Raw genomic sequence first — 26035 nt, forward strand, 5'->3', positions numbered from 1 at the left:
CGGCTACCAGGTGTGAAAAACGGGACGCGAAGGGGGAGGCTGCCGTTGTTCAGGGCGGACGATGCGAGCGCGAGCGGGGGTTACGCCGACTGGACGCGCCAGGTGGTGGCGCTCGTGTACGACCACTTCTCGACTTCGAGGTCGGTCGCCGACTTCGAGAGCTTCACCATGAGCGCGCCGATTTCCTTCGGGGAGAGGTCGACGTCGTCAGCGATGAACTTGCTCTTGAAGTACACCTCGCCGTCGGCGGCCTTCTCGCGGAGGTACGCCTTGAGCCGCGTCTCCTTGTCCTGCGGTTCGTCGGCGTCGGCGGAGGGGGATTGGGTTGCGCTCATCTTCGATTCAGCCTACTGGCTACGGGAGGTTATAAAGGGGTGAACGTTCGGGCAGATTCGAGCGATTTCAGCCGTAAACCGAATTCGGAGAACAATTTACGACCGTTCGAGAATCGTTTAGACATTTTATAGCGGCTGCAGAGAGATTATTTCTATTCTATTTTGTCGTTACTAATGTCGGACGCACGGCGGTCGAAATCCGCCGCAGAACCGCGGTTTGGCGGCAGTATCGGCGGTGAAATCGTCGGCGCGCGAGAAAGTGGCGGCCGCGACTACTGCTCGTGTTTCCAGAACTCGTCCTCGACGGTGACCTCCTTCTTGAAAATCGGGACCTCCGCCTTGAGCCGGTCGATGCCGTCCTCGACCGCGTCGAAGGCCTCGCCGCGGTGGCCGGCGAGCACCGCGACGAAGACGATGTCATCGCCGGCTTCGATGCGGCCGACGCGGTGGTGGAGGCGAACGTCGAGGACGCCGTCGCGGGCTTCCAGTTCCTCGCGGATGGCCGCGGTGCGCTCGGCGGCGACGGCGTCGTACTTCTCGAAGGTCAGCGACTCCGTCCACTCGTCGTCCTCGTCCTCGAGCGCGCGGACGCGCCCCGTGAACGTCGCGATGGCGCCCGAGTAGTCCGCACGCGGCGAGCGCTTGAGTTCTGCCACCAGCGAGGCCAGCGTCTCGAACGAGTCGGCAGCCTCGACGGCTTCGACGGCGGCGTCGAGTTCCGGATTCTCGGCGTCCACCCGAAGCGCAGGGTCCTCGACGGCGGCGTCGCCGACGGCAATCTGGGGAACGCGCGCGTCCGGGAAGCCCACCAGGAGCGCGTAGTCGTGGTCTCGCGCGAGGTCGTCGAGCACGTCGTCGACCGAGCGGTCGCCCCCGGCGCCCGTCCAGCCGTCGCCGACGGTGTACGTGGTTCGATTTGGAGTGTCGGGGTCGCCGGCGCGAACGATACCGACACGGCCGCGCTCGTCAAGCCGGTCAGCGAGGCGGTCCGCGACGCCGTCGACGTCGTCGCCGACGATGCCGTGTAGTTGCATACTCGCACGTGGGGGTGCTCGCGGCTTGTAGGTGTCGCCAGCTACCGCGCCCGCCACCACCGCCAGCCCACCGACAGGCCGGCGACGATGAAGGCGATTGCGACCACGTTGAGCACGTCGTCGTAGGGCGAGGAGAGCAGGTCGCCAATCTGGAGCAGTGAGTACGCCAGCCAGAGGAGCGCGGCGGACGTCAGCACGAGCGCGCGGGTCGGCGGCAGCGAGCCGAACTGGTACCGCCACGCCACCCCGAACAGCACGAGCAGCCACGCGAGAGTCAGGAGGACGGCCGGGTCGGTGACCGCAACCATACCGGGACGACGAGCGGCGACCGGATAACTGTTCGTCGCGTTCGCAGCCGCTGCTCGGGAGTTGACAACCCTTAAGGACGCAACAGGGCTATCACGGTGTAGTATGCGTGTCGTTGTTTCTATCGGCGGAAGCGTCCTCGCGCCCGACCTCGCCCACGACCGGGTCGAGGAGCACGCCGCCGCCATCGAAGAACTCGCCGACGCCGGCTGCGAAATCGGAGCCGTCGTCGGTGGCGGGGGTGTCGCGCGGGAGTACATTACGACGGCGCGGGAGCTCGGCGCGAACGAAATCGAGCTCGACGACATCGGCGTCGACGTCACGCGCCTGAACGCCCGTCTGCTCATCGCGGCCCTCGACGGCATGGCGGCGCCGAGCCCCGCCGAGGACTACGAGAAGGCCGGCGAGGCGATTCGCCGCGGCGACGTCGCGGTGATGGGCGGCGTCGTGGCCGGGCAGACCACGGACGCCGTCAGTGCGGCGCTCGCGGAGTACACGGACGCCGACCTGCTGCTGTACGCGACCAGCGTCCCCGGTGTGTTCAGCGCGGACCCCAACGAGGAGGCCGACGCCGAGCGCTTCGAGGAGATGACCGCGGGCGAACTCGTGGACATCATCGCGGACATCGAGATGAGCGCCGGGTCGTCGGCGCCCGTCGACCTGCTCGCCGCGAAACTCATCGAGCGCTCGGGCGTGCGCACCATCGTCCTCGACGGCACCGACCCCTCCCGCATCGTGGACGCCGTGCTGTACGGCGAGCACGACGGGACGGACATCATCCCCGAGGGCACCACCGACCAGATGACGTACTGGGCGGACAACGAGCGGTAACGATGCACCCCGAAGACGACCCATACATTCTCGGCGACGAACGCGGCTTCTGGGCGGACACCGCCGCCGACCGCGTCCTCAACCGCGACCCCGAGGAGCCAATCGTCATCAAGGGCGGCATCTCGCCGTCGGGCGTCCCGCACCTCGGGAACATGAACGAAATCGTCCGCGGCTACTTCGTCGCGGAAGTGCTGCGCGAGCGCGGCTACGACGTCCGCCAGATTTTCACGAGCGACGACCGCGACCCGCTCCGGAAGCTCCCGCGCAAGCTCGCGGACCTCGACGGCGACCTCGTCGACCTCGGGGACGTGAACGCGGGCGCGCTCGGGCAAAACCTCGGCGCGCCGTACACCGCGATTCCTGACCCGTTCGGCTGCTGTGAGTCGTACGGCGCGCACTTCTCGAACCTCATCGAGGAGTCCGCGGAACTGCTGGGCATCGACGTGGCGATGGTGTCGAACACCGAACTGTACGAGGACGGCGACCTCGAAGCAGTCACGGAGTTCCTCCTCGAGAACCGGGAGACGGCCCGCGAGGTCCTCGGCGAGTACCAGGAGAAGGTCGACGCCGACTACGTGCCGTTCCGCCCCATCTGCGAGAACTGCGGGCACGTCACCGAGACCGACGCCATCACCGGCATCGACCTCGACGAGGGCGTCGTCGAGTACGAGTGCAGCGACGTCGAAGCCGGCGACCGCACCATCGAGGGCTGTGGGCACGAGGGCACCGCGAGCCTGCGGGACGGGAAGCTCCCGTGGCGCTTCGAGTGGCCCGCGCAGTGGCAGGTCCTGGGCGTGGACTTCGAGCCGTTCGGCAAGGACCACGCCGAGGGCTCGTGGCCGTCTGGGACGGACGTCGCGCGCAACGTGCTCGGCGACGAGCCGCCCGTTCCGATGGTGTACGAGTGGTTCACGCTCGACGGCGAGCCGTTCTCCTCCTCAGAGGGCCACGTCGTCCTCGTGCAGGACGTGCTCCGGCTGCTGGAGCGCGAAGTGATTCGGTTCTTCTTCAGCAAGGACCCCCAGCGCGCCCGCGACTTCTCCGTCGAACGCCTCGACCAGCTCGTCGACGAGTTCGACCGCATGGAGGCCGTCTACTTCGGCGAAATCGACGCTGACGAGGACGAGCGCGAGCACGCCGAGCGCGTCTACCCACTCATCGTGGACGAACCCCGCGAGGAGCGCATCCGCATCCCGTACACGTTCGCGGCCGTGCTCGGGATGACCGACGACCCCGCGCTCCGCGAGGAAATCGCGCGCCGCGAGGGCCACATCCCCGACGACGCCCCGGACTGGGCGATCGAAGCCGCGCTCGAACGCGTCGAACGCGCCCGCGAGTGGGCTCGCCGCACGGACAACGAGTTCAACTACGACCTCAAGCGCACGGAGATGCCCGACCACGACTTCGACGACGCCACCGAGGCCGCCCTCGACGAGGTCGCGGACTTCCTCGAAGCCGAGGACCCCGACGGCGACGCGCTCCAGGGCGAAATCTACGAGGCCGCCAAGCGCCACGACGTCGACATCGGTGCGTTCTTCTCGGCGGGCTACCGGCTGTTCTTCGACGAGGACCAGGGCCCGAAGCTCGGCCCGTTCCTCGCGAAGCTCGACCGCCAGTTCGTGCTCGGGCGGCTCCGCCGGCGACGCTGACCGCTTCGGATACCCAACGGCTTTTGCCGCGCGACCCCTGATTTCCCCGTAATGGATATCTGGACGGTCCTCGGCGTCGCCCTGCTCGCGTACTGGGCCGGCGTGTCGTGGGCGAAGGCCCGCAACCTACTGCCGTCGTTCGTCTCCGCGACCGGACCGATTCTCACCCTCCACACGAAGCGCGGGAAGCGGCTGTTGAAGCGCGCCGCGGCCCCGAAGCGGTTCTGGCGCGCGTGGGGGAACTTCGGGCTCGGCGTCGCGCTCGTCGTCGCCGCCGGCACGCTGTTCATGCTAATCACGTCGGCCATGGGCACGCTCGCGAACCCGCCCGCACCCTCGGCGGTGAACCAGCCGCGGAACGCGCTGGTCATCCCCGGCGTCAGCGACTTCATGCCGCTGTCGGTCGCCCCCGAAATCGTCGCCGGCCTGTTCATCGGCATGGTCGTCCACGAATTCGGCCACGGCCTGATGTGCTACGTCGAGGACATCGACGTGGACTCGATGGGCGCGGTGTTGCTGGCGGTGCTCCCCATCGGCGCGTTCGTCCAGCCCGACGAGGAGAGCCAGCGCCGCGCCGACCGTGGCTCTCGCGCACGGATGTTCGCGGCGGGCGTGACGAACAACTTCCTCGTCGTCGTCGTGACGTTCGCGCTGCTGTTCGGCCCGGTCGCGGGCGCAGTCGGCGTCGCCAGCGGCGGGCTCGTCGGCGACGTCCACGAGGACTCCGCGGCTGCCGCCGCCGGCATCGACGCGGGCGACCGCGTCACCGAGGTCGGCGGCGTGCCGGTCGCGAACAACACGGAGTTCCAGCAGGCGCTCGCCGACACCGAGAGCCGGGCAGTCACGGTGACGCTGGCTGGCGGCGAGCAGGTGCGCGTCGACCGCCACCTCCTCGTGAGCGGGGTCGCCACCAACTCGCCGCTGGCCGACATCGGCACCGGGAGCGTCCTCACAGAAGTGAACGACACCGCGGTGTACACGCAGGCCGGCCTCAAAGCCGCCGTCCAGAACCGGACGGTCGCGACCTTCGAGACCGCCAACGGGACGAGCGTCACCGCGCCCGCCGGCGCGTTCGTCACCATCGTCCCGAACGCCCCCGCAGACGAGCACGGCCTGCCCGCCGAGGACGACGTCATCGTGACCCGGATGGGCGGCGAGCGCATTGCCACCGGCGCGGACATGCGGGACGCGCTCTCGGCGCGCGAACCCGGCGAGACGGTCACCGTCGAAGCGTACGTGAACGGGACCGTCGAATCCTACGAGGTCACGCTCGGCGAACAGGACGACGGCTCCAGTTACTTCGGCGGCGTCATCGCCCCCGGCGTCAGCGGTCTCACCGCGTCAGGGTTCGGCGCACAGCTCTACCCCGCGGAGGCGTTCCTCACGCTGGTCTCCGGGAACGTCGACGGCACGGGACTCGGCCTGCTGCTCGGCGGCGCAGCCAGCGGCCTCGTCGGCTTCCTCCAGGGCATCGCGGCAGCGCTGTTCCTCCCGCTACTGAGCCTCATCGACCCCACGCTCGCGTTCAACTTCCCCGGGTTCGCCGGCATGAACACGAACTTCTACGTCGTCGACGGTCCCGTCCCGGATACTGTGGTGTTCGTGCTGGCGAACGTCCTGCTGTGGACCGGGTGGATAAACCTCAACCTCGCGTTCTTCAACTGCATCCCCGCGTTCCCGCTGGACGGCGGCCACCTGCTGCGAACGGTCGCGGAAGCGCTCACGGCGCGACTCCCGATTAGCGACCGGCAGACGGTCACCCGCGCCATCACCACGAGCATCGGGCTGACGATGCTCGCCAGCCTCGTCATCATGTTCTTCGGGCCGCAGCTACTGAGCTAGAACAGGACCGGCGGCTACTCCTCGAAACCCATCCGCTCGGCGAACTCCTCGGGCGTGTCCTCGACGCGCTCGAAGTCGTCGAAGTAGTACTCGTGGTGGCGAATGAGCTGCTCGGCAATCCACGCCGAGAACGCCTCGTCGAAGCGCCACCCGTCGCCCTCCTCGGGGTTGTCCACGGCGAAGCGCTCGTCGGTCGCCAACACCGCGAACACGTGGTAGAACCCGAGAATCACGTCCGTCACGTCGTCGGCCGTCTGGCCGACCTCCTCGCGCTTCTCCGCGAGCTTCTCGCGGCCCGCCTCCGTGATTTCGAAGTACTTGCGGTCGGGCTCGTCCTCGACCTCGATGCGCTCGGCGTATCCCTCCTCCTCGAATTTGTACAGAATCGGGTAGACGGAGCCGTAGGAGGGCTCCCAGTGGCCGCCGCTGAGGTCCGTGATTTCCTTGAGAATCTCGTACCCGTACCGTGGTTGTTCCTCGAGCAGTTCCAACACGAGATACGAGACGAGCCCTTTCGGCGGACCGCTCTTGCGCATTCGAGCGCACGTTTCGCTGTTCGGCGGGAAAACGTTTCGGTCGCGGCTATCTGTCCCGTTTTCGGAGACTGACGAGGCGAACAACTCCGACGAGACTTCCTCGAAAGCCCCGGCGTGCTCGCTGCCTGCGGCTCGCTGCGCTCCTTGCTTCGCTGCGGTGCTTGCGTCGCCTCGGCTAGCGACCACGCCGCCCTTTCATTCCACCCGTCTGCTGGCTGGTCGGTTCTACACGAGATAGCGGGAGCAACGGCTGCTGACAGGACTGGTTAGGAAAACCCTTCTACGGCGAAACCGAACACCCGAGTATGGTAGACGCGCCGCAGACGGAGGAGGGCTGGTTCGCACTCCACGACTTCCGTACCGTGGACTGGGACGCGTGGCGGGACGCGCCCGAGCGCGACCGCGAGAGCGCACTGGCCGAAGCCGAGTCGTTCCTGCAACACCGCGAGGCGCTGGCCGACGCCGAGGCGGGCGACTCCGCGGTGTTCTCGATTACCGGCCACAAGGCCGACCTCCTGTTCGTCCACTTCCGGGAGACGCTGGACGAACTCGACCGCATCGAGCGCCAATTCGAGGGCACGGCGTTCGCGGAGTACACCGAGCAGTCGTACTCCTACGTCTCGGTCACCGAGATTTCGGGATACACGAGCCCCGAGTACTTCGAGGACCCCGAGAGTGTCGACGCGGGCCTCCGGAACTACATGGAAGGGAAGCTCACGCCCGAGATTCCCGAGGACACGTACGTCTCCTTCTACCCGATGAGCAAGCGCCGCCAGCCCGAGCAGAACTGGTACGACCTCCCGATGGAGGAGCGCACGGAGCTCATGGCGGGCCACGGCGAAGTCGGCAAGCAGTACGCGGGCAAAATCAGCCAGGTCATCGCCTCGTCCGTGGGTCTCGACGACTGGGAGTGGGGCGTCACCCTGTTCGCGGACGACCTCACGGACGTCAAGGACATCGTCTACGAGATGCGCTTCGACCCCGCGTCCTCGAAGTACGGCGAGTTCGGCGACTTCTACGTCGGCCGCCGCTTCCCGCCCGCGGACCTCGCGGCGTACATGGACGGCGAGGAAGTCCCGACGCCCGAGGACGAAGGCCACGCGCACGCCCACGGCGAAGGTGACCACGGACACGGTGACGGTCACGAGCACGGCGACGGCCATCACGACCACGACGAGGAGGAGGAAAGCGAGAGCGAGGGTATCCGCGGCGAACTCGAGGACCTCGACATCTACGCGGGCCAGCCCCACGGTGAGGACGTCTACGCGACGGTCCTCTACTCCGAAGCAGACACCGACGAACTGTTCGAGGAGGTCGAGGGCCTCCGGAGCAACTTCGACCACTACGACACGCACGTCAAGACCGCCGTCTACGACGGCCGCACGACGGACCGCGCCGCGGTCGTCTCCATCTGGGACACCGCCAGCGCCGCCGACACCGCCGCCGGCTTCCTCTCCGAACTCCCCGACGTCGTCTCCCGCGCCGGCGAGGAGTCCGGCTTCGGCACGATGGGGATGTTCTACGAGACCAAGCCCGAGCACACCGACGACTTCGTCGAGAAGTTCGACACCGTCGCAGACGTGCTCGAAGAGATGGAGGGCCACTTCGAGACCGACCTCATGGTGAACGTCGAAGACGAGAACGACATGTTCATCGCCAGCCAGTGGGCCTCCAAGGAGGACGCCATGGCGTTCTTCCGCTCGGACGACTTCGCGGACACCGTCGACTGGGGCCGCGACGTGCTCGCGGACCGCCCGCGGCACGTGTTCCTGGCCTAGTACCTTTTTACTGCGCGGGGTTTCCTCGCTCGCTTCGCTCGCTGCGGGAACCCCGCTTGCAAAAAGCTACGCTAAAACTCCCCGCGACTCGCTACGCTCGTCGCGGTGAAACGCCTCGCTCGGGTTCTCCGAACCGCTCGCTCGGCGTATGCTTCTCCGCGGTGGTTCGCTCTTAGTCCGCGGAGCCGATGAGCCCGGCTTCCTGGAGGTCTTCGCCGTCGACGCTCGTGCGGTAGTCCTCGTGGCTCATGCCGTCGAAGCGGTCGACGCCGAAGTTGTCCGCGTAGAGGTCCGCGACGCGCTTGCGCTCCTCGTCGCTGATGGCGGGCGTGTCGGGCGCAGCGACCCACTCGTCGATGTCGGCCTTCGAGCGGAACGTCGGCGTGACGGTCGCGACCTCGTCGAAACTCAGGAGCCACTGGATGGCGGCCTGGCCCATCGTGCGCTCGCCATCGCGTTCGAGGAAGCGGAGCGCGTCGACCTTCTCCCAGCCCGTCTCGTACCACTCCTCCGGGCGGAAGCCACGGTGGTCACCCTCGCCGAGTTCCGTGTCGGGGGTGACCTGCTCGTTCAGGAGGCCCGAGGAGTGCGGGACGCGCGGAACGAGGGACGTGGCGGCGTCCTGCTCGCGGACGTACTCCACGAAGTGGTTGTGGACGTCCTGTTCGAGCATGTTCCCGACGTACTGCACGGAGTCGAACGCCTCCTCGATTGCTTTCTCGCCCTCCGCGAGCCAGCCGATGGAGGGACCGAGCGCGACGCCGATGGCGTCCGCGCGGCCGTCTTCACGGAGTTCGTCCAGCAGTTCGATGACGTCGGGTGTGAGTTCGGCGACGTCCGGGTTGTGGAGCTGGAGCACGTCGACGTGGTCGACGCCGAGGCGGTCCATGGACTTCTCGACGGCGTCGCGGAGGTAGTCGACGCTCATCTCCTTCGGGAGTTCGCCGTGGCCCGCCTGCGGGTTGTTGTAGAAGTCGTAGCCGACCTTCGTCGCGACGGTCATCTCGTCGCCGTGCTCGGCCAGCACTTCCCCGAGGAGCTCCTCGCTGCGGCCGTGGCCGTAGACGTCGCCCGTGTCGAAGTACGTGATACCCTGGTCGAGCGCGTACTCGACCATCTCGAGGGCGTCGTCCTCGTCGCGGTCGCCCCACCAGTCGGTGCCGACGACCCACGCGCCGAACCCGACTTCGCTGACCTCGACCCCGGAGTTCCCGACTTCGCGATGTTGCATACGCGCCAGTTGGGGAGACGCCCACTTAGCGGGTGCGGTTCCGGTGGGGTTCCCAGCGGGCGGAGTCGGCGTCGATACCGGCCCGCGAGCGGGTTCCGTGCCGATTCCGGGGCTTGCCGTCGGGACGGAAACCAATATCAGTGCCCGCGGCCGAGGTAGGGGTATGACCAAGCGCCACGTCTCCCTCCCGGACGACGCGGAGGCGACCCTCCGCGGGTTCGTCTCGGAGGTGGACGACCGACTCGCGGCCGCGAGCGGGCCCGACGAACTCGCGGACGCCGTCACGGAGACGCTCGTGGACCTCCACGGCGCCCGCGACGCCTACGAGAGCTGGCAGAACGACGAACACGTCTCGCCGACCGAGGCCGCGCGGCTGGCGAACTTCGACCCGCGCAACGCCACGCTCGAATCCGAGTACTACGCCGAGAAGGACGAGGACGCGTTCGCGCGCTCGAAGCCCGTGCAGTGGCTGTGGCGGCAGTTCGACAACACACCGCTGGCGGACAACGTGGCCTTCGCGCTGCGCTTCCGCCGGATGCTCGCCGGCCACCTCTTCGAGAGCGTCGGCGACGGCGTGCGGCTGTTCAAGGGCATCTCGATGACGTACGGCCACAACATCGAGATGGGCGACAACGTCGTCGTCCACGACGACGTCCACCTCGACGACCGCGGCGAACTCACCATCGGCGACCGCGCGAGCATCAGCGACGGCGTCCACGTCTACACCCACGACCACGACGTCGTCGACCAGACCGTCGTCGAGAACTACCACACCATCGTCGACGACGACGCCCGCGTCACGCAGGGCGCGCTCGTCCGCGCCGGCGTCCGCGTCGGCAAGAACGCCATCGTCGGGTCGCGTGCGGTCGTCCAGAACGACGTCCCCGACCACCACATCGCGGTCGGGATGCCCGCCAAGAGCATCAAAATCAAGCCCGGCTGGGAGTCGGAAGCCGAGCCGGTCGCCGAAGCGGGCGAGAACCGCCAAGCAGAACGCCGCATCGACTACAACCTCCCCGACGACCTCGATTCGTTCGACGAGTTCCAGCGCGACCTGAACCCGCCGGACGCCTGAATTCTCGCTGTCGGAACGGGCGAAGGGCTGAATAGGCTCGCCGTGTTACGCCAACACATGGAATGGGGGTTGTTCGTGCTCGCGGTGCTGGTCGTGGCGGCGCTGCAGTTCGCCGTGTGGCGACGCCTCCAGAGTGAGGACGCCGGGACGCCGGGGGAGTCGGGCGACGGCGCTCGCTCGGGGAGCGGGCAGTCCACGTCGGACGACGCTTCTAGCCTACTGTGTCCGGCGTGTGGGACCGAGAACGACGCGAGCTACCGCTTCTGTCGCGAGTGCGTCGCGCAACTGCACCCGTGACGCGGGCGGTCGCAATCAACGTCGCGGCGAACACGAACCAGCCGGGGTTCCGCGGGCCGCTGCGCGAGAACGGCTCGTTCGTCTACGTCCCGATTCCCGAGAGCGAGCCGACCAGCGAGCGCGCACCGACGTACGCGGACCTCGACCTCCCAATCGAGATTCCCGACGACCTCCGCGAGACGTCCGTGCACCTCGACCCGTCGTTCGCGGAGTATCCGTGCTGCGAGCGCTACACGTACGGCGACCCGCACGAGTTGAAGGCCCGCCCGCTGCTCGCCCTCGACGCCGGCGACCGCGTCTACTTCTACGCGACGCTCGACGCGCCAGCGGACCCAGCGGCGTGGATGGCCGACGACTGGGGGACCTACGTCATCGGCGACTTCGTGCTCGCCCGCGACCCCGTGACGGGCGAAGCGTTCGAGGACCTGCCCGAGCACGAACGCGCGGCGTTCGCGGGGAACGCGCACCTGAAACGCGACCCGTTCGACGCCGCCGTGCTGCTCGCTGGGACCGACGACTCACGGCTCTACGAGCACGCCGTCCCGCTGAGCGGCGCGCGCGGCGTCGACGCCAACCGCGCGGTCACCGAGTGGTCCAGCGACTCCGGGAAGGGGCCGTGGTGGCGGCGGGCGCTCCGCTACGACGACGCGGGCCACGAGCGCCTCCGCGAGTGGGTGCAACGGGAGTCGTACCCGCCGGTTCGCTGACGTTTACGTGGGAGGCCCGCCAAACCCCACACATGCTGGAACTGTACCAGTCCGAAGGCTGCCCGCACTGCGCGAAAGTCCGCGAGAAACTCTCCGAGCTCGGCGTCTCCTACGTCACCCACAACCCCCGGCTCCCGGGCGGCGCGGGCGGCGACGTCACGAACGAACAGACCTACGAGGAACTCCAGAACGGCGGCGAGGACCAGATTCCGTACCTCGTCGACACCGCCCGCGAGGAAGCGCTCTACGAGAGCGACGACATCGTCGACTACCTCGACGAACACCACGCCTGACGACGGCGACAGAGCAGTCGCTGTCCGGTTCGAGTGCGTGAAGCGTCCGGGAATTGAACCCGGGTCGCGGGCTTGGGAAGCCCGAGTCATACCACTTGACCAACGGCGCGCGCGGCGTCTGCGAGTAACTGACCGCCCCACTTGAACGTAGCGTTTCGGGGAGTGGACGCGCGTTCACGAATCCAGGGGGTGGAGTGGGTTTTAGTCGGCCGGCGCCGAACGACGAGACGATGACTGCGCCAGACACGATTGCGCCGCTGGACTTGCGCTTCTCCGAGTCGGAGTTAGCCGCGCGCCGCGACCGCATCCAGTCGTTCCTTCGGGAGACGCTGGAAGCCGCGGGCGCGGACCGCTGCGTGCTCGGGCTGTCGGGCGGTATCGACTCGACGACGGTCGCACACCTCGCCGTGGACGAACTCGGGACCGACGCGGTCCACGGGCTCGTGATGCCCGGCGAGGTGTCCAGCGAGCAGAACATGAGCGACGCCGAGCGCGTCGCCGAGGACCTCGACATCGAGTACGACGTCGTGGAAATCGACCCCGTCGTCGACCTGCTGACGGACCTCTATCCGCCCGCAGAGGGCGACCAACTCGCCGTCGGGAACGCCCGAGCGCGGACGCGTGCCGTGCTCAACTACCTCGTCGCGAACCACGAGAACGCCGTCGTGCTCGGTACCGGCAACCGCACGGAGGCGCTGGCGGGCTACTTCACGAAGTACGGCGACGGCGCGGTCGACTGCCACCCAATCGGGAACCTCTACAAGATGCAGGTCCGCCAACTCGCGCGCGACCTCGGCGTCGAGGAGGACCTCGTGACGAAGACGCCGACCGCGGAGTTGTGGGCCGACCAGACGGACGAGGAGGAACTCGGCGTCGACTACGACACCATCGACGCGGTGCTCGCGCTCCACGTCGACGGGAACGTCCCGGCGAGCGCGACGGCTGACCACCTCGAAATTCCGGACGGGGTCGTGGAGACGGTGCGCGGGCTCTACGAGCGCAGTAAGCACAAGCGCGCGGTGCCGCCGACGCCCTAGGTCTCGAAGGGCTCGTCGGCCAGGAGGCGCGCGAACGCGTCGGCCTCGGCTCGGTCGGAGTCGTCGCGGTCGTCCTCCGAAGCGAGCAAGCCTGCGAGTTCGCGGAGTGCAGCCGGGTCGTTGGCTGCGATTTCGTCCGCGACCGCGCGGGGCTCCTCGACGATTCTGGAGACGAGCCCGATTTCACGGGCCGTCTCGGCGTCGATACTGCGCCCGGACAGCGAGAGGTCTGCAGCGTGCGTGGACCCGACGGCGGCGGGGAGGCGGCGGGTACCGCCCCACGCGCCGAACACGCCGAGTGAGACGCCGGGTTCGGCGAACGTCGCGTTCGGCGTGCAGACGCGGACGTCGCAGGCGAGCGCGAGTTCGACGCCGCCACCGCGTGCCGCGCCGTCCAAGCCCGCGACGACGACGCTGTTCGCGTCCTCGATGGCGTTCATCGTGCGCTGGCCGCGGCGCGCGAACGCCTCGCCGCGAGGTCCGTCGAGGCCCCGGACGGTGTCGAGGTCCGCGCCCGCACAGAACGCATCGCCTGCACCGTGAACGTACACGACCGGCTGGTCGGCGTCCGTCACGGCGTCGCGGAGGTCGTCGAGGGCTCGCGGCGTGAGCGCGTTCCGGGCGGCCGGCCGGTCGAGGGTCACCACGCGGACGGCCTCGTCGTCTTCCACGCGAAGCATACCGGACCGTGGCGGTGGTTTCCAAAGGTCTTTGCCGTTCCCGCCGCTACCTTCGGTCGATGGAGGAGGCCGAGCAGGCGCGGGCTGCCGCCCGGGACGCCGTCGCGGACATCGAACCCGACGGCCTCCGGGTGGTCATCGACGACTACGTCGCGTCGTCCTCGATGCTCCCCGGCGTACTCACGGTGCTGAGCGCCCGCGTCGTCGACGGCTCAGTCGACGACGACGCGGTGACGCGGCGAGCGGCGGGCGTCCAGCTCATCTACGAGGGACTGCGCACGACACGCGACCTCGTCGCCGAGGAGCCGTGGGCGGACACCGACGAACAGGACCCCAGCGACGACCTCGACGTGCTCGCGGCGGACGTGCTCGTCGCACGGGGCTTCCGACTGCTCGCGCGCACTGAAGCTGCGGGGCACGCGGTCCAGACGGTCCGCGAGTTCGGCCGCCAGCAGACCGACGAACAGGAGGGGCGGACGTCGGCGTCGCGCTCGCTGGAGTCGAACGTCTTCGAACTCGCGGCCATCGCGGGCGGCACCGCGGCGGGCGGCGAGACACCGGTCGCGCTCCGCCAGTACGTCGTCGGCCTCGCGGACAACGCGGCCGTCCCGCTGCCGGGCGCGGGCGACGCGCTCCCCGAGGAAATCGAGGACGTGATGGCGCGAGTCGGCAGCCGGCAGGGGGACGAACGGGTCAGCCCGACGTCGACTGCGGACCGCTGAATCGAAACGCCTAAAGAAGTCCCCGTGCCTTCTAACGAATGCGTGCCTGGGTAGCTTAGCGGTAAAGCGCGTCCTTGGTAAGGACGAGACCCCGGATTCAAATTCCGGCCTAGGCTCTTCTTCCGAGCGATTCACCGCGGAGTCCCATCTCCGCGGCTCCGTAGCGAGGCTGCGAGCCGACCGGGATTTGAATCGAGAGAAGACGCAGTGCGAACGGAGTGAGCGACCGTCTTCGCGTAGTGCAAATTCCGGCCTAGGCTCCTTCCTCTCGACCTTAATCGAGTAGCGCTGTGGCTACTCGGAGATGCCGTACGTGTCGCCGGTCCAGTCCCGCGCGGGGAAGTCGTAGACGGGCTGGTGGTGGTCGATGTCGTCGATGCGCGCGTGGTCTTCGTCGTCGAGTTCCCAGTCGAAGACGTCGAGGTTCGCGCGGACGTGCTCGGGCGTCGAGGACTTGGGGAGCGGGACGACGTCGTTCTCGACGGCCCACCGGAGCACGACCTCCGCGGGCGAGCGCTCGTACTTCTCGGCGACTGCCTGAATCGTGTCGTCGGCGAATACTTCGGTACGTGCGAGCGGTGCGGCGGCTTCGACGACGGTGTCGGTCTCCCGGCAGTAGTCGACGACGTCGTCCTGGGTGTTCCAAGGGTGGTACTCGATCTGGTTGACGGCGATGGGGACGTCGCTGACGTGGTGGGCGCAGCTGAGCTGGTACGCGCTGAAATTCGAGACGCCGACGTTCCGGATTTTGCCCTGCTCGTGGAGCGTCGCCATCGCGTCCATGGTCTCACGCAGCGAGATGGCGGGGTTGGGCCAGTGGACGAGGTAGAGGTCGAGGTAGTCGGTGCCGAGGCGGTCCAGCGTCGCCTCGCAGGACTCGACGACGGACTCGTAGTCGAGGTGTTTCGCGAGGACTTTCGAGGTGAGGAAGACGTCGTCGCGGTCGTACTCCGCGAGCACGTCCCCGATTTCGGCTTCGTTGCCGTAGCCTTCGGCGGTGTCGACGTGGGCGTAGCCGGCGTCGAGGCCGGCTCGCACGGCGTCGCGGACGGTGTCGCCGCCGATGTCCCACGTGCCGACGCCGATTGCGGGGAGTTCGTCGCCACTCGGGAGCGTCTTCGTCGGTGGTGTCATCGTCGCATCGTTGCGCGGAAATCCCCAAAGGCGTTTGGCTCGTCGACAGTCTCGCGGAACCACGCTCCTATCCTAATTGGGATATAACCACATCATACCAAAATAATCTGTATACGGAACAGCGTTATATTTCTTCGCTGCCGAGGCCCGGATATGGCAACGAAGAACCCCAGCACCGACGCACACGAATCGGACACGTACGAATCGGACCCTCACGAGTGCCCGTTCTGCGGGGAGTACGTCGCCTCGCCGGGGAAGGGATTCATGCTGCACGTCGAGGAGAACCCCGAGTGTGACGCGGACTTCGACGCGTGGCGCGACCGCGTCGCCAACGACGTCCCCGGCGGCTGGGCGGGGTAGAACTCAGGCGGAGGGGTCGCCGACCACGTCGGACTGACGCGGGTCGGCGTCCTCGATGTGTTCCTCGACCTCTTCTTCGACGCGCTCCTGGACGCGGTCGTCGACGTGTTCCTCGACGTGGTCTTCGACGTGCGTCTCCACTTCGTCGGCCACGGCACCCGACACCTGGTCGTCGACCTCCGCGGCGACCTTCGTCTCCGCGGCCTGTGCGACCTGCTCTTCGAGAATCTGCTCGTAGATGCTCATGTTCTCCCAGACGCGCAGGAAGTAGCCGAGCACGAGCCCGCCCTGGAGCGCGGCGACGCGGGCGTCCATCCCGAAGACGAGCAGGTAGCCGAAGCCCAGGCTGAACGCGACACCGTAGACGACGTCGATGTAGAACTGCGTCTGTCGTCCACTGAGCGGTGGCATCACCTGTAGGTTCGGTCCGGCGCGTACAAAGGCCCTGTGCCCGGTTGAGGCGTCGTCAGCCGAAGAAGACCAGCTCGAACGCGAGGAACGACCCGACCGTGGCGACGACGGGGACGAGGTTCTGCATCGCGACGACGCGGATGGTTGTCGACGGGTCGAACAATTCGGAGCTCTCGGGGAGGTCCTCGGGGGAGGGCTCGCCGATGTCGCGGGTCGTGTCGTCGCCGTCGAGCTCCGGGTCGCCGACGGTCGGCGCGTCCTCGTCGGTCGCGAGCGCGCCAACGGACATCCGGGGGGTGGCCTGGCCGCGGACGGCGTCCACGATTGCGAACGTCCGGGTCGCCTGCCCCCAGCCGAGGCCAACGATGGACATGGTGGCAATGACGACGAAACTCGCTGGGATGCCGGCAGCCGACAGCGCGACGACGATGGTGGAGCTGATGACGGCGACGACGATGGCCGCGGTCAGCGGGAGGTCGGTGATGTCGTTGCCGAGCGTCTCCATCGTGCGGCGCGCGATGGTGAACGCGCCGACCGCGACGGCCGCCGAGCCGACGAGGATGCCGACGTTCATCCCGAGTTCGCCGCTGCCGACGAGCGGCGCGATGGCGTTGGCGACGTTGCTCGTCCCCGAACTGAACGCCATCAGACAGCCGATGGCGACGACGACGACCGTCCCGACGAACTCGCGTCGGGTCGTGTTCGGGCCGAGCACGGGCCGCGGGAGCGCGCCGTCGCGCTCGAGGGCGAGCAGCGGGCCGTCGCTCTGGTCGATGGCGAACACGTTGTCGATGCGCGGGTAGAAGTACCGCCCCACCATCACGGACACCCAGAAGCCGATTGCGGGGGAGACGAGCCACCAGCTCGCGATTTCGCCGACCACCGCCCAATTCACGCTGTCGGACGCGAGCCCGAGGCCGACGATAGCGCCGACCGCGGTCATCGACGTCGACGCGGGCGCGCCCGAGAGGTTGCCGACGAGGAGCGCCCCGCCGACGAAGAACAGGACGGTGATGCTGACCGGGAGCGTGAACACGCCGGGGTCCGCGAGCAGCCCCTCGCCGAGCGTGTCCACGACGCGGCGGCCGAGCGTCCACGCGCCCACGAAGAAACACACCGACATGAGCGCGGCGGCGGTCACCTTCGTGATGGCGCCGGCACCGACTGCGGGCCCGAACGCCGGGCCGGTCGTCGCGCCGCCGATGTTGTACGCGACGAAACACGCGATGAGCACGCCGACGGCGAGCAGTGTCTCTGTCACGGTCGCCGGGACGGTAGGAACGAGTCGATAATAACGTCTTCTCACTCGGTGTCCGAAAGCGGGAGTGGGGAGTGCCGGACGCGCGGGGGGAGAGTGGGGGAGAGTCGAACGCGCGTCCAGATGATGGGTCCCCCTCGTGCGTAATAAAGATTCGTCAGACGCGACGCGGCACGAAAGGCTACAGGGCAGGGAGCCGTCCAGCCAGGCATGAACGGACTCGGTGTGCCACTGGTGACGCCCTTCGACGGAACCGGTAGCGTCGACCACGACGCGCTGGCGGACCTCGCGGCGTGGGTAATCGACGAGGGTGCGGACTTCCTCGTGCCCTGCGGGTCGAACAGCGAGGCCGAACTGCTCACCGCCGGCGAGCGCGCGGCGGTCGTGGAGACCGTCGTCGAGGCCGTACCAGCCGACGTGCCCGTGCTCGCTGGCACGGGGAGTCCCGGGCTTCGGGAGACGCTGGACGCGACCGTACGAGCGGCCGACGCGGGCGCGGACGGCGCGCTCGTCGTGACGCCGTTCTACTACGACCACGACCAGGCGGACTTCGCGGCGTACTACCGGGAGGTCGCCGAGCAGTCGCCGCTCCCGGTGTACCTCTACAGCGTCCCCGCGTACACGGACGTGCGCCTCGACCCGCGGACCGTCGAATCGCTGGCGACCCACCCGAATATTGCGGGCATGAAAGACTCTGCGGGCGACCTCGCGGCGTTCCAGCGTACTCGCGAGTACACCGCCGACGCCGACTTCGAGCTGTTCGTGGGGAGTGGCGGCGTGTTCGCGGCCGCACTCGACGCGGGCGCTGACGGCGGCATCCTCGCGGTATCGAACGTCGTCCCCGAGCGCGCCGACGAAATCGCGGAACTCCACACCGCCGGCAAGGACGAGGCGGCGCGCGACGTGAACCGCCGCATCCTCGACCTCGACCACGCGGTCACCGCGGAGTACGGCGTCCCCGGGCTGAAGGCCGCGATGCGCTCCCGAGACCGGCCCGCGGGTATCGTCCGGTCGCCCCACCGACCCGTCGACGACGACGCCGCGGCGGAACTCGCGGCGCTCGTCGACGAAGCGTTGCCGTAGCTCGGGGTTGCGGGCGTCGGAAGACCCTTTAGCGCGGAGCGACCGATGTTGTGGCATGAACCGACGCAGATTCCTCGGCGCCGCCGGCGTCGTCGGACTCGGCGCGCTCGCGGGCTGTTCGGGCGCGGTCGGCTCCGTCGCGCCGCCGAACGTCCCGGAGGACCAGCTCTCCGAAGGCGGATGGACGAAGACCGACGAGAGCGAGCAGACCGTCTTCGAGCAGAGCTACGGCCCCGTGACGGTCACCGCGAAGTCCACGACCGTGGCCTACGAGGACGAGGCGCTCGCCGCAGCCGTCCGCGAGAAGACCCTCGGCCAAATCGACGGCACGCTGGCCATCTACTCGGCCTCGCACATCAACTTCTCCCCGGACCTCAACAACCTCCCGGGCGGCGTCGGCCGCTCGGAGGTGCTCTCGGAGGTCGAGTCCGCCGCCGAGTCCCAATTCGAGCAGCGGATGCGGGACAACGGCCTGGAGAACGTCACGAAGACCGGCGAGACGGAGTTTCAGACGGATTCGGGAGCCAGCCCCGGCATCAGCACGTTCCGCGGCGAGTTCCCGGTCGGCACGATGGAGTACGAAGCCAGTGGGGAGACGTTCACCATCGACGCGGGCGCCATCGAGGTCGCGGGCGACCTCGCGGTGTGGAACGAGGGTGACTACATGGTCGTTGCGGGCGGCGCGTACCCCGGCGAGAACTTCACGACGACCACCGAGAAGGAGCTCTCCGAGGCCATTTCGGTGACCGTCGACGTCGACCTCGGGCTCACCCCCGGCGAGTACCAGAACGAGGTCCGCGGGCTGATGGCGGCCACAGAATGACGACGTGGCAGGACCTCTTCGACCGCGCCGCCGACCACGATACCGACGTGGGCGACGTACGCGCGGCGTTGACCGAACGCCGGGAGGACGATGAGTGACGTGAGTCCCGCGCGGGTCGCCGCGGACGCCGACGTGCTCGCTGCCGACCTCTTCGTGGACGGCGATGCGCGCGCCGCCCTCGACCACGTGCGCTCGCACTCGTGGGTCGACCTCGTCGCCAGCGAGCCGTTGCTCGACGACGCCGAAGCCGTGATTGCGGCGCTCGGCGACCCCGCCCTCGCCGCCGACTGGCGCGAGCGCATCGAGGCCGAGGCGACGCTCGTGAGCCACCCAGAGGGCGACCAGCCCGCGCTCGGTGCCGCACACGCCGGCGACGCCGCGCATGTCCTCACGTACGACGAGACGCTACGCTCGGCGCGCACCGGCATGGAACTGAAGGGGCGCGTGGACGTCAGCGTGAAGGCGCCGGACGCGTTCGCGCGGCTGTTCGACCCGGAGAAACTGTACCCGACGGTCGTCGGCGGCAACTACCCCGGTCCGGACCGCGACCCCCGCGAATAACTCAGTGCTGCCGTTCCGCGAGCCAGTCGGCGAGTTTCGCGAGCGCGCGACCGCGGTGGCTGAGCGCGTTCTTCCGCTCGGTGTCCATCTCCGCGAACGTCTCGCCGTCGTACTCGAAAATCGGGTCGTAGCCGAATCCGCCCTCGCCGCGCGGCGCGACGATGGTTCCCTGCACGGCCCCGGAGAACGTTTCGGTCACGTCGCCGTCCGTGTACGCGACCGTACAGCGGAACGCGCCGCGGCGGTCCTCTAGGTCTTCGGCGAGGTCCCAGACACGCTCGATACCGAGCGTGTCCTCGACGTACGAGGAGTACGGGCCCGGGAACCCGTCGAGCGCGCGAACGAAGAGCCCAGCGTCGTCGACGATGATGGGAACATCGGCGTCCTGGGCCTCGTAGGCGTCCTCCGCGCCGCGGGCCGCGATGTCGGCGAGCTCGTCGCTCTGAATCTCGGTGTAGTCGTAGTCATGCTGAACGACGTCGTAGACGTCGGCGAGATACTGTTCGGCTTCCCGGACCTTTCCGGGGTTCGTCGTCACGAACCGGAGCGTGCGCATACCGAGGCGTCGGCGCGCACCGAGTTGGATGCGTCGATTAGTCGTCGACGACGACTTCCACGGCTTCCTCGACGGCACCCTCCTCGTCGTCGCCCTCGCTCTGCTGTTGCTGCCAGAGCAGCACGCCAGCGACCGCCAGCACGACCCACGACCGCCAATTCGCGAGGTTCAGCGTGTAGCCGATGCCGAACGGCTTCTCCACGAGCATCCCCTCGCCGGGCTGCCAGTACGACTGCAGCATCCGGCTGAGCTTCGGGCGCTCGAAGTTGTAGGGGACGCCGAACAGTTCGCCGCTGGACGGTTTCTCGACCATGCTCGTTGGTTCGGCGCCAGCCCCCAAATCAGTTTGGGGACTACTGGTAGCGCCCGCGTCCCTCGATGGCGCGCAACTGGTCGAGCACCGACTCGTCGCCCGCCTCGCGGTAGGCGTCCTCGAACGCTGCCGTCAACGGCTCGGGGTCGTCGGCGGTGCCCGCGAGGCTCTGCTCGAAGACGTGGCAGTCCATCGCGTAGTCCTCCACGTCGTCCGTGTTGTAGCCGAGCCCGAAGTCGATGAGGAACGTGCGGTCGTCGCCGTCGCGCTTGCGGGTCGCTTCGCTCCCCGCTCGTTCGTTCCGTGACCGCTTCGCGGTCACGCGAACATTACGAGTCGTCGGATCCCCGTGCACGAAGCCGGCGTCGTGAATCGTCGCGAGGTGGCGGCCCACGTCCCGGACGCGGGACTCCGTGAGGGCGTCCCGGAGGTCGGTGTCACCGACGTGCTGGAGCGTGAGCGTTGACTCGGGCACGTCGACGTCCCAGACCAGGGGCGTGGGGACGCCGTGGCGGCGTGCCTCGCTAGTGAGGCGGGCTTCGAGGACGGTGCGGTCGCGGCGCAGGCGGGCGTCCAGAGAGGGGTGGCGGTACCCCTTCGGGAGGCGCGCCTTCGTCACGTGGTCGTTCTCGAACGTGACCGTGGCCTCGGCGCCCTGCAGAACGTCGCTGTCGGGGCGCGCGGGCGGCTCGGGCTCGCGCCACGTCACCGGCACCTCGTCGGGCCGGAAGTTCGAGTCGATGGCGGACTCCTCGATTTCGAGGGTGTCGCCGGCGCGCGCCATCTTATCGCCGAGCACCGCAATCATCCCCGCGTTGTCCCGGAGGAAGCGCGGTTCGGGCGCGAAGAAGTCCGCGCCGCGCTGCTCGCACATCGCTTCGAGCATCCCGCGCAGCCGGTCGTTCTGGGCGACGCCACCCCCCAAGACGAGTTCGTCGCGGCCGGTCAGCGAGAGCGCGCGCTCGGCGACCTCCGCGAGCATCGCGAATACTGTCTCCTCGAGCCCCCGACAGACGTCCTCGACGGGCGTGCCGCTGTCGTACTCCTGCTTGGCGGCGCTCATAATGCCCGAGAACGAGAAGTCCATCCCCTTCACGACGTACGGCAGGTCGGTGTACTCGCCGTCTTTCGCGTAGGCTTCGACCTTCGGGCCGCCGGGGTGCGACCAGCCGACGTGGCGCGTGAATTTGTCGAGGGCGTTCCCGACGCCCGTGTCCATCGTCTCTCCGAGCACGCGATAGCGGCCGTTCCGATATGCGAGCACGTGAGCGTTCGCGCCGCTGGCGTTCAAGCAGACGGGCGCGTCGAAGCCGGAGCGGTGGCGGCCGATTTCCAGGTGCGCAACCATGTGGTTGACGCCCACGAGTGGGACGTCTAAGGTCTGGGCGAGCGCGCGCGCCGCGGAGCCGACGATGCGCAGGCACGGGCCGAGGCCGGGGCCGCGGGAGAACGAGACTGCGTCTATCTGGCCGTCGCTCTCGTCGAGGATAGTTTCGACGACCGCAGGAATCGCCGACCGCATGTGCTCGGCGGCCTCGCGCGGGTGGATGCCGCCGCTCTCCGGGGCGTACGCGTCGGACTCGATGACGACAGAATCAGTCTCGGAATCGTACAGCGCCGCGCTCGCACACCACGCAGTTCCCTCGATTCCGAGAACCCGCATCTACCGGGTTAGTCCCACTCGGTGTAGCCGCACTTCCCGCAGTACTGCCGGTCGCCGTGGTCCGCGAGGAAGGTGTCGCCGCAGCGCGGGCACATCTCCTTGTCCGTCGTGCCGTCGTCGTTGTAGTAGTCGCTCCGAGGCATTACTCAGCCTCCTCCGCCTCGGCTTCCTCCTCGGCGCCGATCTTGTTGCGGTCGAGCATGTGCTCGTGTTCGACTTCCGCGGCGTCCTCCGGGGAGTCGTAGGTCTTCGCGCGGCCGACGGTCTTGCGCATCCCGAACTTCGTGTCGAGTTCGTGGACGACGACCTCCTCGGAGTCCTTGTCGAGTTTCGCCGCGAGGCTATCCCGCACGGAGAGCCGCGACGGCGTGGCGTCCTCGTGTTCTATCTCGAATTTGACCTCAGTCCGGTGAAGCAGGGGGTTGTCCTCCTGCTCCAGAATCTCGATTTCCATGGTCAGTTGTTCCTATATGAACGCGAAATCAGTAAAAGCATTTCGAAGGGCTGATTGCGGCCGCGAGCGCGTTCGGGCTCACTCCAGCAGCGCCCAGAACGCCTCGGTCGTCTCCAGGAGTTCGCAGAGTTCGTGGGCCTGCTCTTCGAGCGCGCTCGTCACGTTCGCCAGCACCATCCCCTCGCCGGGCTGGCCGTAGACGATGCTCGCCCCGATAGGGGCGGCGACGACGGCCGGCAGCGTCGCGAGGTCCTCCTCGCCGTCCACGGACAACAAGGTCGACCCCTCGGCGTGGATTGCCTCGACGAGCGCTTCGAGGAGTTCCTCCGAGATTGTGCCCGGGTCGCTGGCGACCTCGACGGTGCGGTCGGCATCGGGCCGGCCGCCCGCGACCTCCGCAGTGACCGCCTCTCGTTCGGTCTTCCCGTCGACGACCGCGACTTTCGGCGGCGCGCCCGCCGCGACTAAGTGATAGGTGACGACGTCGCCGACCGCGATGATGGGGTCGCCGGCGTCCGCCAGCAGTCGCTGGGCGTCCTCGTAGACGGGGCCCAGCGGCTCCTTGAACGCCCCGCGGGCGTCCGATGGGAGCGTCGCGGCCGCGCGAGCCACGCTACCGGACCTTCAGCGCGTACTCGCCCGGCTCCGAGACCTCCATCTTCTCCGCGATTTCGGACTCCTCGGGGTGCGTGATGACCACGTACCCCGCCCAGTCCTCCGTGAGGCTCGTCGACGAGCAGTACGGACACATCTCCTCGTCCGGCTCGACGATGCGGTGGCAGTCGTGGCAGGCCAGGCGGTTCGACGCCATCTACTCGGCCTCCTCGCTCTGCTCGCGCTCCTCGCGGAGCCAGCCGTGCTTCCCGAGGCCGGGCTGTTTCGCCGTGAGCCCGATTTTGGACTCGCGGGGGTTGCGCTCGTCGATGCTCTTCGTGACGATGCGGGCCCGCACCGAATCGCCAGTGCCGATGACGCTGTTAGACTCCCGGGAGGCGAGTTGCTGGTTCTCCTCGTCGAACGCGAGGTACTCGTCGGAAATCTGGGAGACGTGCAGGAGCCCGTCGACGGGGCCGATACCGACGAACGCGCCGAAGCTCACGACTTCGACGATTTCGCCGTCGACGACTTCCTGCATCTCGGGGTCGAACGTGACGGCGTCGAACTCCGCTTTGAAGTAGACGCCAGGACGGTTCGGCAACACCGCACCCTCGCCGAGGTCGTGGACCTCAGTGACGGTGACGATGCTCCCGATGTCCTCGTCCATTCGCCCTTCCAGTTTGTCCTGCAGCAGCCGCTTCACGAGGTCCGGACTCACGTCCCCGAGGTGCTCGGGCGGAACCTCTATCGTGTCTTTCAGCCGTGCTCGCTTGTACATTTATGGTCGAGTGATAGTCATTTGATTCCGGCCCCTTAAATGAATTACCGGCACGCCCGCGTCGAGCAGGCGCTCACGGAGGGGGCCGTCGTTCGTGACGACCGCGTCGGCGTCGCCGTCGACGGCGAGCGCGTACAGCGCGTCGTCTGCGTACGATTCCTCGGTCTCCACGGTCTCACAGCGGTCTGCCAGGTCCGCCGCCACGCTCGCAGCCGTCGCTTCCTCCCCGCTGCCCGCGCCGAGCTTCTCCAGCTCCGCGAGGACCGTCTCGGGGACGACGGCGTCGTAATCGTCTAATACGCGGTCGAGTTCGTCGAAGACCCGCACTCCGGCCTCGACCGGCATCATCAGCGCGTTGGCGTCCATGGCGACCCGCATCACTCCGTGAGCGTACCCACGCCGATGAGGCGCCAGCGCGCGCCAACGCGGCGGTTGATGGCGATTTTCGAACCCTCGGGCGCGCACACGGGCCGCTTGAGCTGGACGTCGCACTCGCCGTCGCGAGCGCTCGTCACGGAGCCGACGGTGGTCGCGGTGCCGACGGTCAACATCAGCGGTTCGCCGGTGTTGATTTCGTCGATGGTCTCGCCCTCCTCGGCGCCGACGAGGCGTTCGAGCAGGTCGACGTCCATCGTGAAGGAGTCCCACGTCGGCGGGAGCGTCTCCGGCGGGCCGGCGACCTGCCCGGCGAGCGCGTCACCCTTCGTGAGGCTCGGGTCGAGACCGGTTCCGACGCCGAGCAGGCCACCGGGCGACGCCGCGTCGACGTCCTCGCCGCCGGCCTGGAGGCTGCGGACGGTGGTAGACACCGACCGCCACTCCGTCTTGCCGCCCTCCTCGACCTCGCGGCCGGGGCGGAGTTCGATGTCCTCGTCGACGTCGAGTTCGCCCTGCACGAGACTGCCGCCGAGCACGCCGCCCAGCAGACCGTCCCACGTGGTGCCGGGGCGGTTGATGTCGAACGAACGCGCGACGTACATCCGGGGGTCCGCGTCCGGGTCGCGGTCCGGCGTCGGAATCTCGGACTCGAGCGCGTCGATGACGAGGTCGATGTTGATCTCCTGTTCGGCGGAGATGGGGACGATGGGTGCGCCCTCGGCGACCGTGCCCTCGACGAAGTCCTGAATCTCCTCGTAGTTCTGTCGGGCCTGCTCGCCGTCCACGAGGTCGACCTTGTTCTGGGCGATGACGATGTTCTCGATGCCGATGATGTCCAGCGCCATCAGGTGTTCCTCCGTCTGGGGCTGGGGGACGGGCTCGTTGGCGCTGACGACCAGCACCGCGCCGTCCATGATTGCCGCACCCGAGAGCATCGTCGCCATCAGGGTCTCGTGGCCGGGTGCGTCCACGAACGAGACCGTGCGCAGCACCTCCGTCTCGGTGCCGTGCTCGGGACACTCCTCGGCGACGGTGTAACACTCGGGCTCGTCGCAGTCCGGACACCGCCGCAGCGTCGCGTCGGCGTACCCGAGGCGAATGGAGATGCCGCGTTTCATCTCCTCGGAGTGCTGGTCCGTCCACTCGCCGCTGAGCGCCCGGACGAGCGTGGTCTTTCCGTGGTCGACGTGACCAACCAGTCCGATGTTCACCTCCGGTTGTCGGTGATTGTCTGCCATGTTCACAGAGTAATCTTGCGTGAATTTCGCCCCGAACGACTGATAAACCTACTGTTACAGAGGCGCCGGGTCAGC

Annotated in this window: 33 protein-coding genes and 2 tRNA genes; 15 read left to right on the forward strand and 20 right to left on the reverse strand. The window is 68.0% G+C overall.

Features of this window, described 5'->3' with window-relative positions; translation table 11 throughout:
* Positions 1-80: 80 nt before the first annotated feature.
* The 3 genes from LPA46_RS05365 to LPA46_RS05375 form a co-directional block, all read right to left on the reverse strand.
* Positions 81-335, reverse strand: coding sequence for a DUF7123 family protein (locus tag LPA46_RS05365; RefSeq protein ID WP_230888023.1), 255 nt, complete (start codon positions 333-335; stop codon positions 81-83).
* A 272-nt stretch (positions 336-607) separates the two neighbouring features.
* Entirely contained in the window at positions 608-1369 is a 762-nt protein-coding gene (locus tag LPA46_RS05370) for a molybdopterin synthase (RefSeq protein WP_230891740.1), read from the reverse strand.
* Positions 1370-1410: 41 nt separating this feature from the next.
* Entirely contained in the window at positions 1411-1677 is a 267-nt protein-coding gene (locus LPA46_RS05375; RefSeq protein ID WP_230891741.1) for a hypothetical protein, read from the reverse strand.
* Between the two features lie 103 nt (positions 1678-1780).
* Here LPA46_RS05375 and pyrH point away from each other — a divergent pair, with 103 nt between their 5' ends.
* The 3 genes from pyrH to LPA46_RS05390 are packed head-to-tail and all read left to right on the forward strand — an operon-like array spanning position 1781 to position 5997.
* Complete coding sequence (gene pyrH / locus LPA46_RS05380; RefSeq protein WP_230891742.1) at positions 1781-2506, forward strand: UMP kinase; 726 nt, start codon at positions 1781-1783, stop codon at positions 2504-2506.
* A gap of 2 nt (positions 2507-2508) precedes the next feature.
* Positions 2509-4155 carry a lysine--tRNA ligase gene (gene lysS / locus LPA46_RS05385; RefSeq protein WP_230891743.1) on the forward strand — a complete coding sequence of 549 codons (1647 nt, stop codon included), beginning with the start codon at positions 2509-2511 and terminating at the stop codon, positions 4153-4155.
* Positions 4156-4206: 51 nt separating this feature from the next.
* Entirely contained in the window at positions 4207-5997 is a 1791-nt protein-coding gene (locus tag LPA46_RS05390; RefSeq protein ID WP_230891744.1) for a site-2 protease family protein, read from the forward strand.
* Positions 5998-6011: 14 nt separating this feature from the next.
* Here LPA46_RS05390 and LPA46_RS05395 read toward each other — a convergent pair whose 3' ends face one another.
* Positions 6012-6533: a PadR family transcriptional regulator gene (locus tag LPA46_RS05395; RefSeq protein ID WP_230891745.1), complete on the reverse strand. Its 522-nt coding sequence runs from the start codon at positions 6531-6533 to the stop codon at positions 6012-6014.
* A gap of 305 nt (positions 6534-6838) precedes the next feature.
* Between LPA46_RS05395 and LPA46_RS05400 the strand changes: the two genes are divergently transcribed.
* Positions 6839-8311 (forward strand): heme-binding protein, encoded by a 1473-nt coding sequence (locus tag LPA46_RS05400; protein WP_230891746.1) that lies wholly within the window; start codon positions 6839-6841, stop codon positions 8309-8311.
* 172 nt (positions 8312-8483) lie between these two features.
* On the opposite strand, the gene LPA46_RS05405 is transcribed toward LPA46_RS05400, so the two are convergent.
* Positions 8484-9542 (reverse strand): aldo/keto reductase, encoded by a 1059-nt coding sequence (locus LPA46_RS05405; protein ID WP_230891747.1) that lies wholly within the window; start codon positions 9540-9542, stop codon positions 8484-8486.
* 163 nt (positions 9543-9705) lie between these two features.
* On the opposite strand from LPA46_RS05405, the gene LPA46_RS05410 reads away from it, so the two are divergent.
* Genes LPA46_RS05410 through LPA46_RS05425 form a run of 4 tightly spaced genes read left to right on the forward strand, consistent with a single transcriptional unit; the run spans position 9706 to position 11914 of the window.
* Entirely contained in the window at positions 9706-10617 is a 912-nt protein-coding gene (locus LPA46_RS05410; RefSeq protein WP_230891748.1) for an acyltransferase, read from the forward strand.
* A 57-nt stretch (positions 10618-10674) separates the two neighbouring features.
* On the forward strand, positions 10675-10914 hold the full coding sequence (locus LPA46_RS05415) for a DUF7577 domain-containing protein (RefSeq protein ID WP_230891749.1): 240 nt from the start codon (positions 10675-10677) through the stop codon (positions 10912-10914).
* Positions 10911-11621, forward strand: coding sequence for a hypothetical protein (locus tag LPA46_RS05420; protein ID WP_230892060.1), 711 nt, complete (start codon positions 10911-10913; stop codon positions 11619-11621). Before LPA46_RS05415 ends, LPA46_RS05420 begins: the two co-directional genes overlap by 4 nt.
* Before the next feature lie 32 nt (positions 11622-11653).
* Positions 11654-11914: a glutathione S-transferase N-terminal domain-containing protein gene (locus LPA46_RS05425; RefSeq protein WP_230891750.1), complete on the forward strand. Its 261-nt coding sequence runs from the start codon at positions 11654-11656 to the stop codon at positions 11912-11914.
* A 41-nt stretch (positions 11915-11955) separates the two neighbouring features.
* Here LPA46_RS05425 and LPA46_RS05430 read toward each other — a convergent pair.
* A tRNA-Gly gene (locus LPA46_RS05430) sits at positions 11956-12021 on the reverse strand.
* Between the two features lie 123 nt (positions 12022-12144).
* Between LPA46_RS05430 and LPA46_RS05435 the strand changes: the two genes are divergently transcribed.
* Positions 12145-12951 (forward strand): NAD+ synthase, encoded by an 807-nt coding sequence (locus LPA46_RS05435; protein WP_230891751.1) that lies wholly within the window; start codon positions 12145-12147, stop codon positions 12949-12951.
* Here the strand turns inward: LPA46_RS05435 and LPA46_RS05440 are convergent.
* Entirely contained in the window at positions 12948-13631 is a 684-nt protein-coding gene (locus LPA46_RS05440) for an enoyl-CoA hydratase/isomerase family protein (RefSeq protein ID WP_230891752.1), read from the reverse strand. The genes LPA46_RS05435 and LPA46_RS05440 overlap by 4 nt on opposite strands.
* A gap of 59 nt (positions 13632-13690) precedes the next feature.
* Here LPA46_RS05440 and LPA46_RS05445 point away from each other — a divergent pair, with 59 nt between their 5' ends.
* Positions 13691-14353: a DUF7114 family protein gene (locus LPA46_RS05445; RefSeq protein WP_230891753.1), complete on the forward strand. Its 663-nt coding sequence runs from the start codon at positions 13691-13693 to the stop codon at positions 14351-14353.
* A 44-nt stretch (positions 14354-14397) separates the two neighbouring features.
* A tRNA-Thr gene (locus LPA46_RS05450) sits at positions 14398-14469 on the forward strand.
* Between the two features lie 178 nt (positions 14470-14647).
* Here the strand turns inward: LPA46_RS05450 and LPA46_RS05455 are convergent.
* Positions 14648-15487, reverse strand: coding sequence for an aldo/keto reductase (locus LPA46_RS05455; RefSeq protein ID WP_230891754.1), 840 nt, complete (start codon positions 15485-15487; stop codon positions 14648-14650).
* Between the two features lie 153 nt (positions 15488-15640).
* Between LPA46_RS05455 and LPA46_RS05460 the strand changes: the two genes are divergently transcribed.
* A complete protein-coding gene (locus tag LPA46_RS05460; RefSeq protein WP_230891755.1) occupies positions 15641-15847 on the forward strand; it encodes a DUF7501 family protein in 207 nt (68 codons plus the stop codon).
* A gap of 3 nt (positions 15848-15850) precedes the next feature.
* Here the strand turns inward: LPA46_RS05460 and LPA46_RS05465 are convergent, their stop codons facing one another.
* Together LPA46_RS05465 and LPA46_RS05470 are read right to left on the reverse strand one after the other, a co-directional pair.
* Positions 15851-16258 (reverse strand): hypothetical protein, encoded by a 408-nt coding sequence (locus LPA46_RS05465; protein ID WP_230891756.1) that lies wholly within the window; start codon positions 16256-16258, stop codon positions 15851-15853.
* Between the two features lie 55 nt (positions 16259-16313).
* Positions 16314-17519, reverse strand: a complete 1206-nt coding sequence (locus LPA46_RS05470) for an inorganic phosphate transporter (protein ID WP_230891757.1) — start codon at positions 17517-17519, stop codon at positions 16314-16316.
* Between the two features lie 207 nt (positions 17520-17726).
* On the opposite strand from LPA46_RS05470, the gene LPA46_RS05475 reads away from it, so the two are divergent.
* The 3 genes from LPA46_RS05475 to LPA46_RS05485 all read left to right on the forward strand — a co-directional run bounded on the left by LPA46_RS05475 (position 17727) and on the right by LPA46_RS05485 (position 19983).
* Positions 17727-18599, forward strand: a complete 873-nt coding sequence (locus LPA46_RS05475) for a dihydrodipicolinate synthase family protein (protein ID WP_230891758.1) — start codon at positions 17727-17729, stop codon at positions 18597-18599.
* Positions 18600-18654: 55 nt separating this feature from the next.
* On the forward strand, positions 18655-19422 hold the full coding sequence (locus tag LPA46_RS05480) for a DUF6517 family protein (protein ID WP_230891759.1): 768 nt from the start codon (positions 18655-18657) through the stop codon (positions 19420-19422).
* Between the two features lie 90 nt (positions 19423-19512).
* Positions 19513-19983, forward strand: a complete 471-nt coding sequence (locus LPA46_RS05485) for a DUF7384 family protein (protein WP_230891760.1) — start codon at positions 19513-19515, stop codon at positions 19981-19983.
* Between the two features lies 1 nt (position 19984).
* On the opposite strand, the gene rdgB is transcribed toward LPA46_RS05485, so the two are convergent.
* The 10 genes from rdgB to LPA46_RS05535 form a co-directional block, all read right to left on the reverse strand.
* On the reverse strand, positions 19985-20539 hold the full coding sequence (gene rdgB, locus LPA46_RS05490; protein ID WP_230891761.1) for an RdgB/HAM1 family non-canonical purine NTP pyrophosphatase: 555 nt from the start codon (positions 20537-20539) through the stop codon (positions 19985-19987).
* Positions 20540-20576: 37 nt separating this feature from the next.
* Positions 20577-20852 carry a DUF5808 domain-containing protein gene (locus LPA46_RS05495; RefSeq protein WP_230888049.1) on the reverse strand — a complete coding sequence of 92 codons (276 nt, stop codon included), beginning with the start codon at positions 20850-20852 and terminating at the stop codon, positions 20577-20579.
* A 40-nt stretch (positions 20853-20892) separates the two neighbouring features.
* The gene (locus LPA46_RS05500) at positions 20893-22515 is read right to left on the reverse strand and encodes a bifunctional N(6)-L-threonylcarbamoyladenine synthase/serine/threonine protein kinase (RefSeq protein WP_230891762.1); all 1623 of its coding nucleotides are present in this window, start codon (positions 22513-22515) and stop codon (positions 20893-20895) included.
* A gap of 8 nt (positions 22516-22523) precedes the next feature.
* The gene (locus LPA46_RS05505; RefSeq protein ID WP_167245830.1) at positions 22524-22658 is read right to left on the reverse strand and encodes a 30S ribosomal protein S27ae; all 135 of its coding nucleotides are present in this window, start codon (positions 22656-22658) and stop codon (positions 22524-22526) included.
* Positions 22658-22969 carry a 30S ribosomal protein S24e gene (locus LPA46_RS05510; RefSeq protein ID WP_230888051.1) on the reverse strand — a complete coding sequence of 104 codons (312 nt, stop codon included), beginning with the start codon at positions 22967-22969 and terminating at the stop codon, positions 22658-22660. Before LPA46_RS05510 ends, LPA46_RS05505 begins: the two co-directional genes overlap by 1 nt.
* Positions 22970-23047: 78 nt before the next feature.
* A complete protein-coding gene (locus tag LPA46_RS05515; protein WP_230891763.1) occupies positions 23048-23581 on the reverse strand; it encodes a GTP-dependent dephospho-CoA kinase family protein in 534 nt (177 codons plus the stop codon).
* A 1-nt stretch (position 23582) separates the two neighbouring features.
* On the reverse strand, positions 23583-23780 hold the full coding sequence (spt4, locus tag LPA46_RS05520; protein WP_059057698.1) for a transcription elongation factor subunit Spt4: 198 nt from the start codon (positions 23778-23780) through the stop codon (positions 23583-23585).
* Positions 23781-24344, reverse strand: a complete 564-nt coding sequence (locus tag LPA46_RS05525) for a DNA-directed RNA polymerase (RefSeq protein ID WP_230888053.1) — start codon at positions 24342-24344, stop codon at positions 23781-23783.
* Positions 24345-24722 carry a twitching motility protein PilT gene (locus LPA46_RS05530; RefSeq protein WP_230891764.1) on the reverse strand — a complete coding sequence of 126 codons (378 nt, stop codon included), beginning with the start codon at positions 24720-24722 and terminating at the stop codon, positions 24345-24347.
* On the reverse strand, positions 24722-25960 hold the full coding sequence (locus LPA46_RS05535; RefSeq protein WP_230888055.1) for a translation initiation factor IF-2 subunit gamma: 1239 nt from the start codon (positions 25958-25960) through the stop codon (positions 24722-24724). The genes LPA46_RS05530 and LPA46_RS05535 overlap by 1 nt, the downstream gene beginning before the upstream one ends.
* Positions 25961-26035: the final 75 nt, after the last annotated feature.

Origin of the sequence: Halobacterium sp. KA-6, assembly GCF_021029015.1 — an archaeon.
Lineage (GTDB): Archaea > Halobacteriota > Halobacteria > Halobacteriales > Halobacteriaceae > Halobacterium.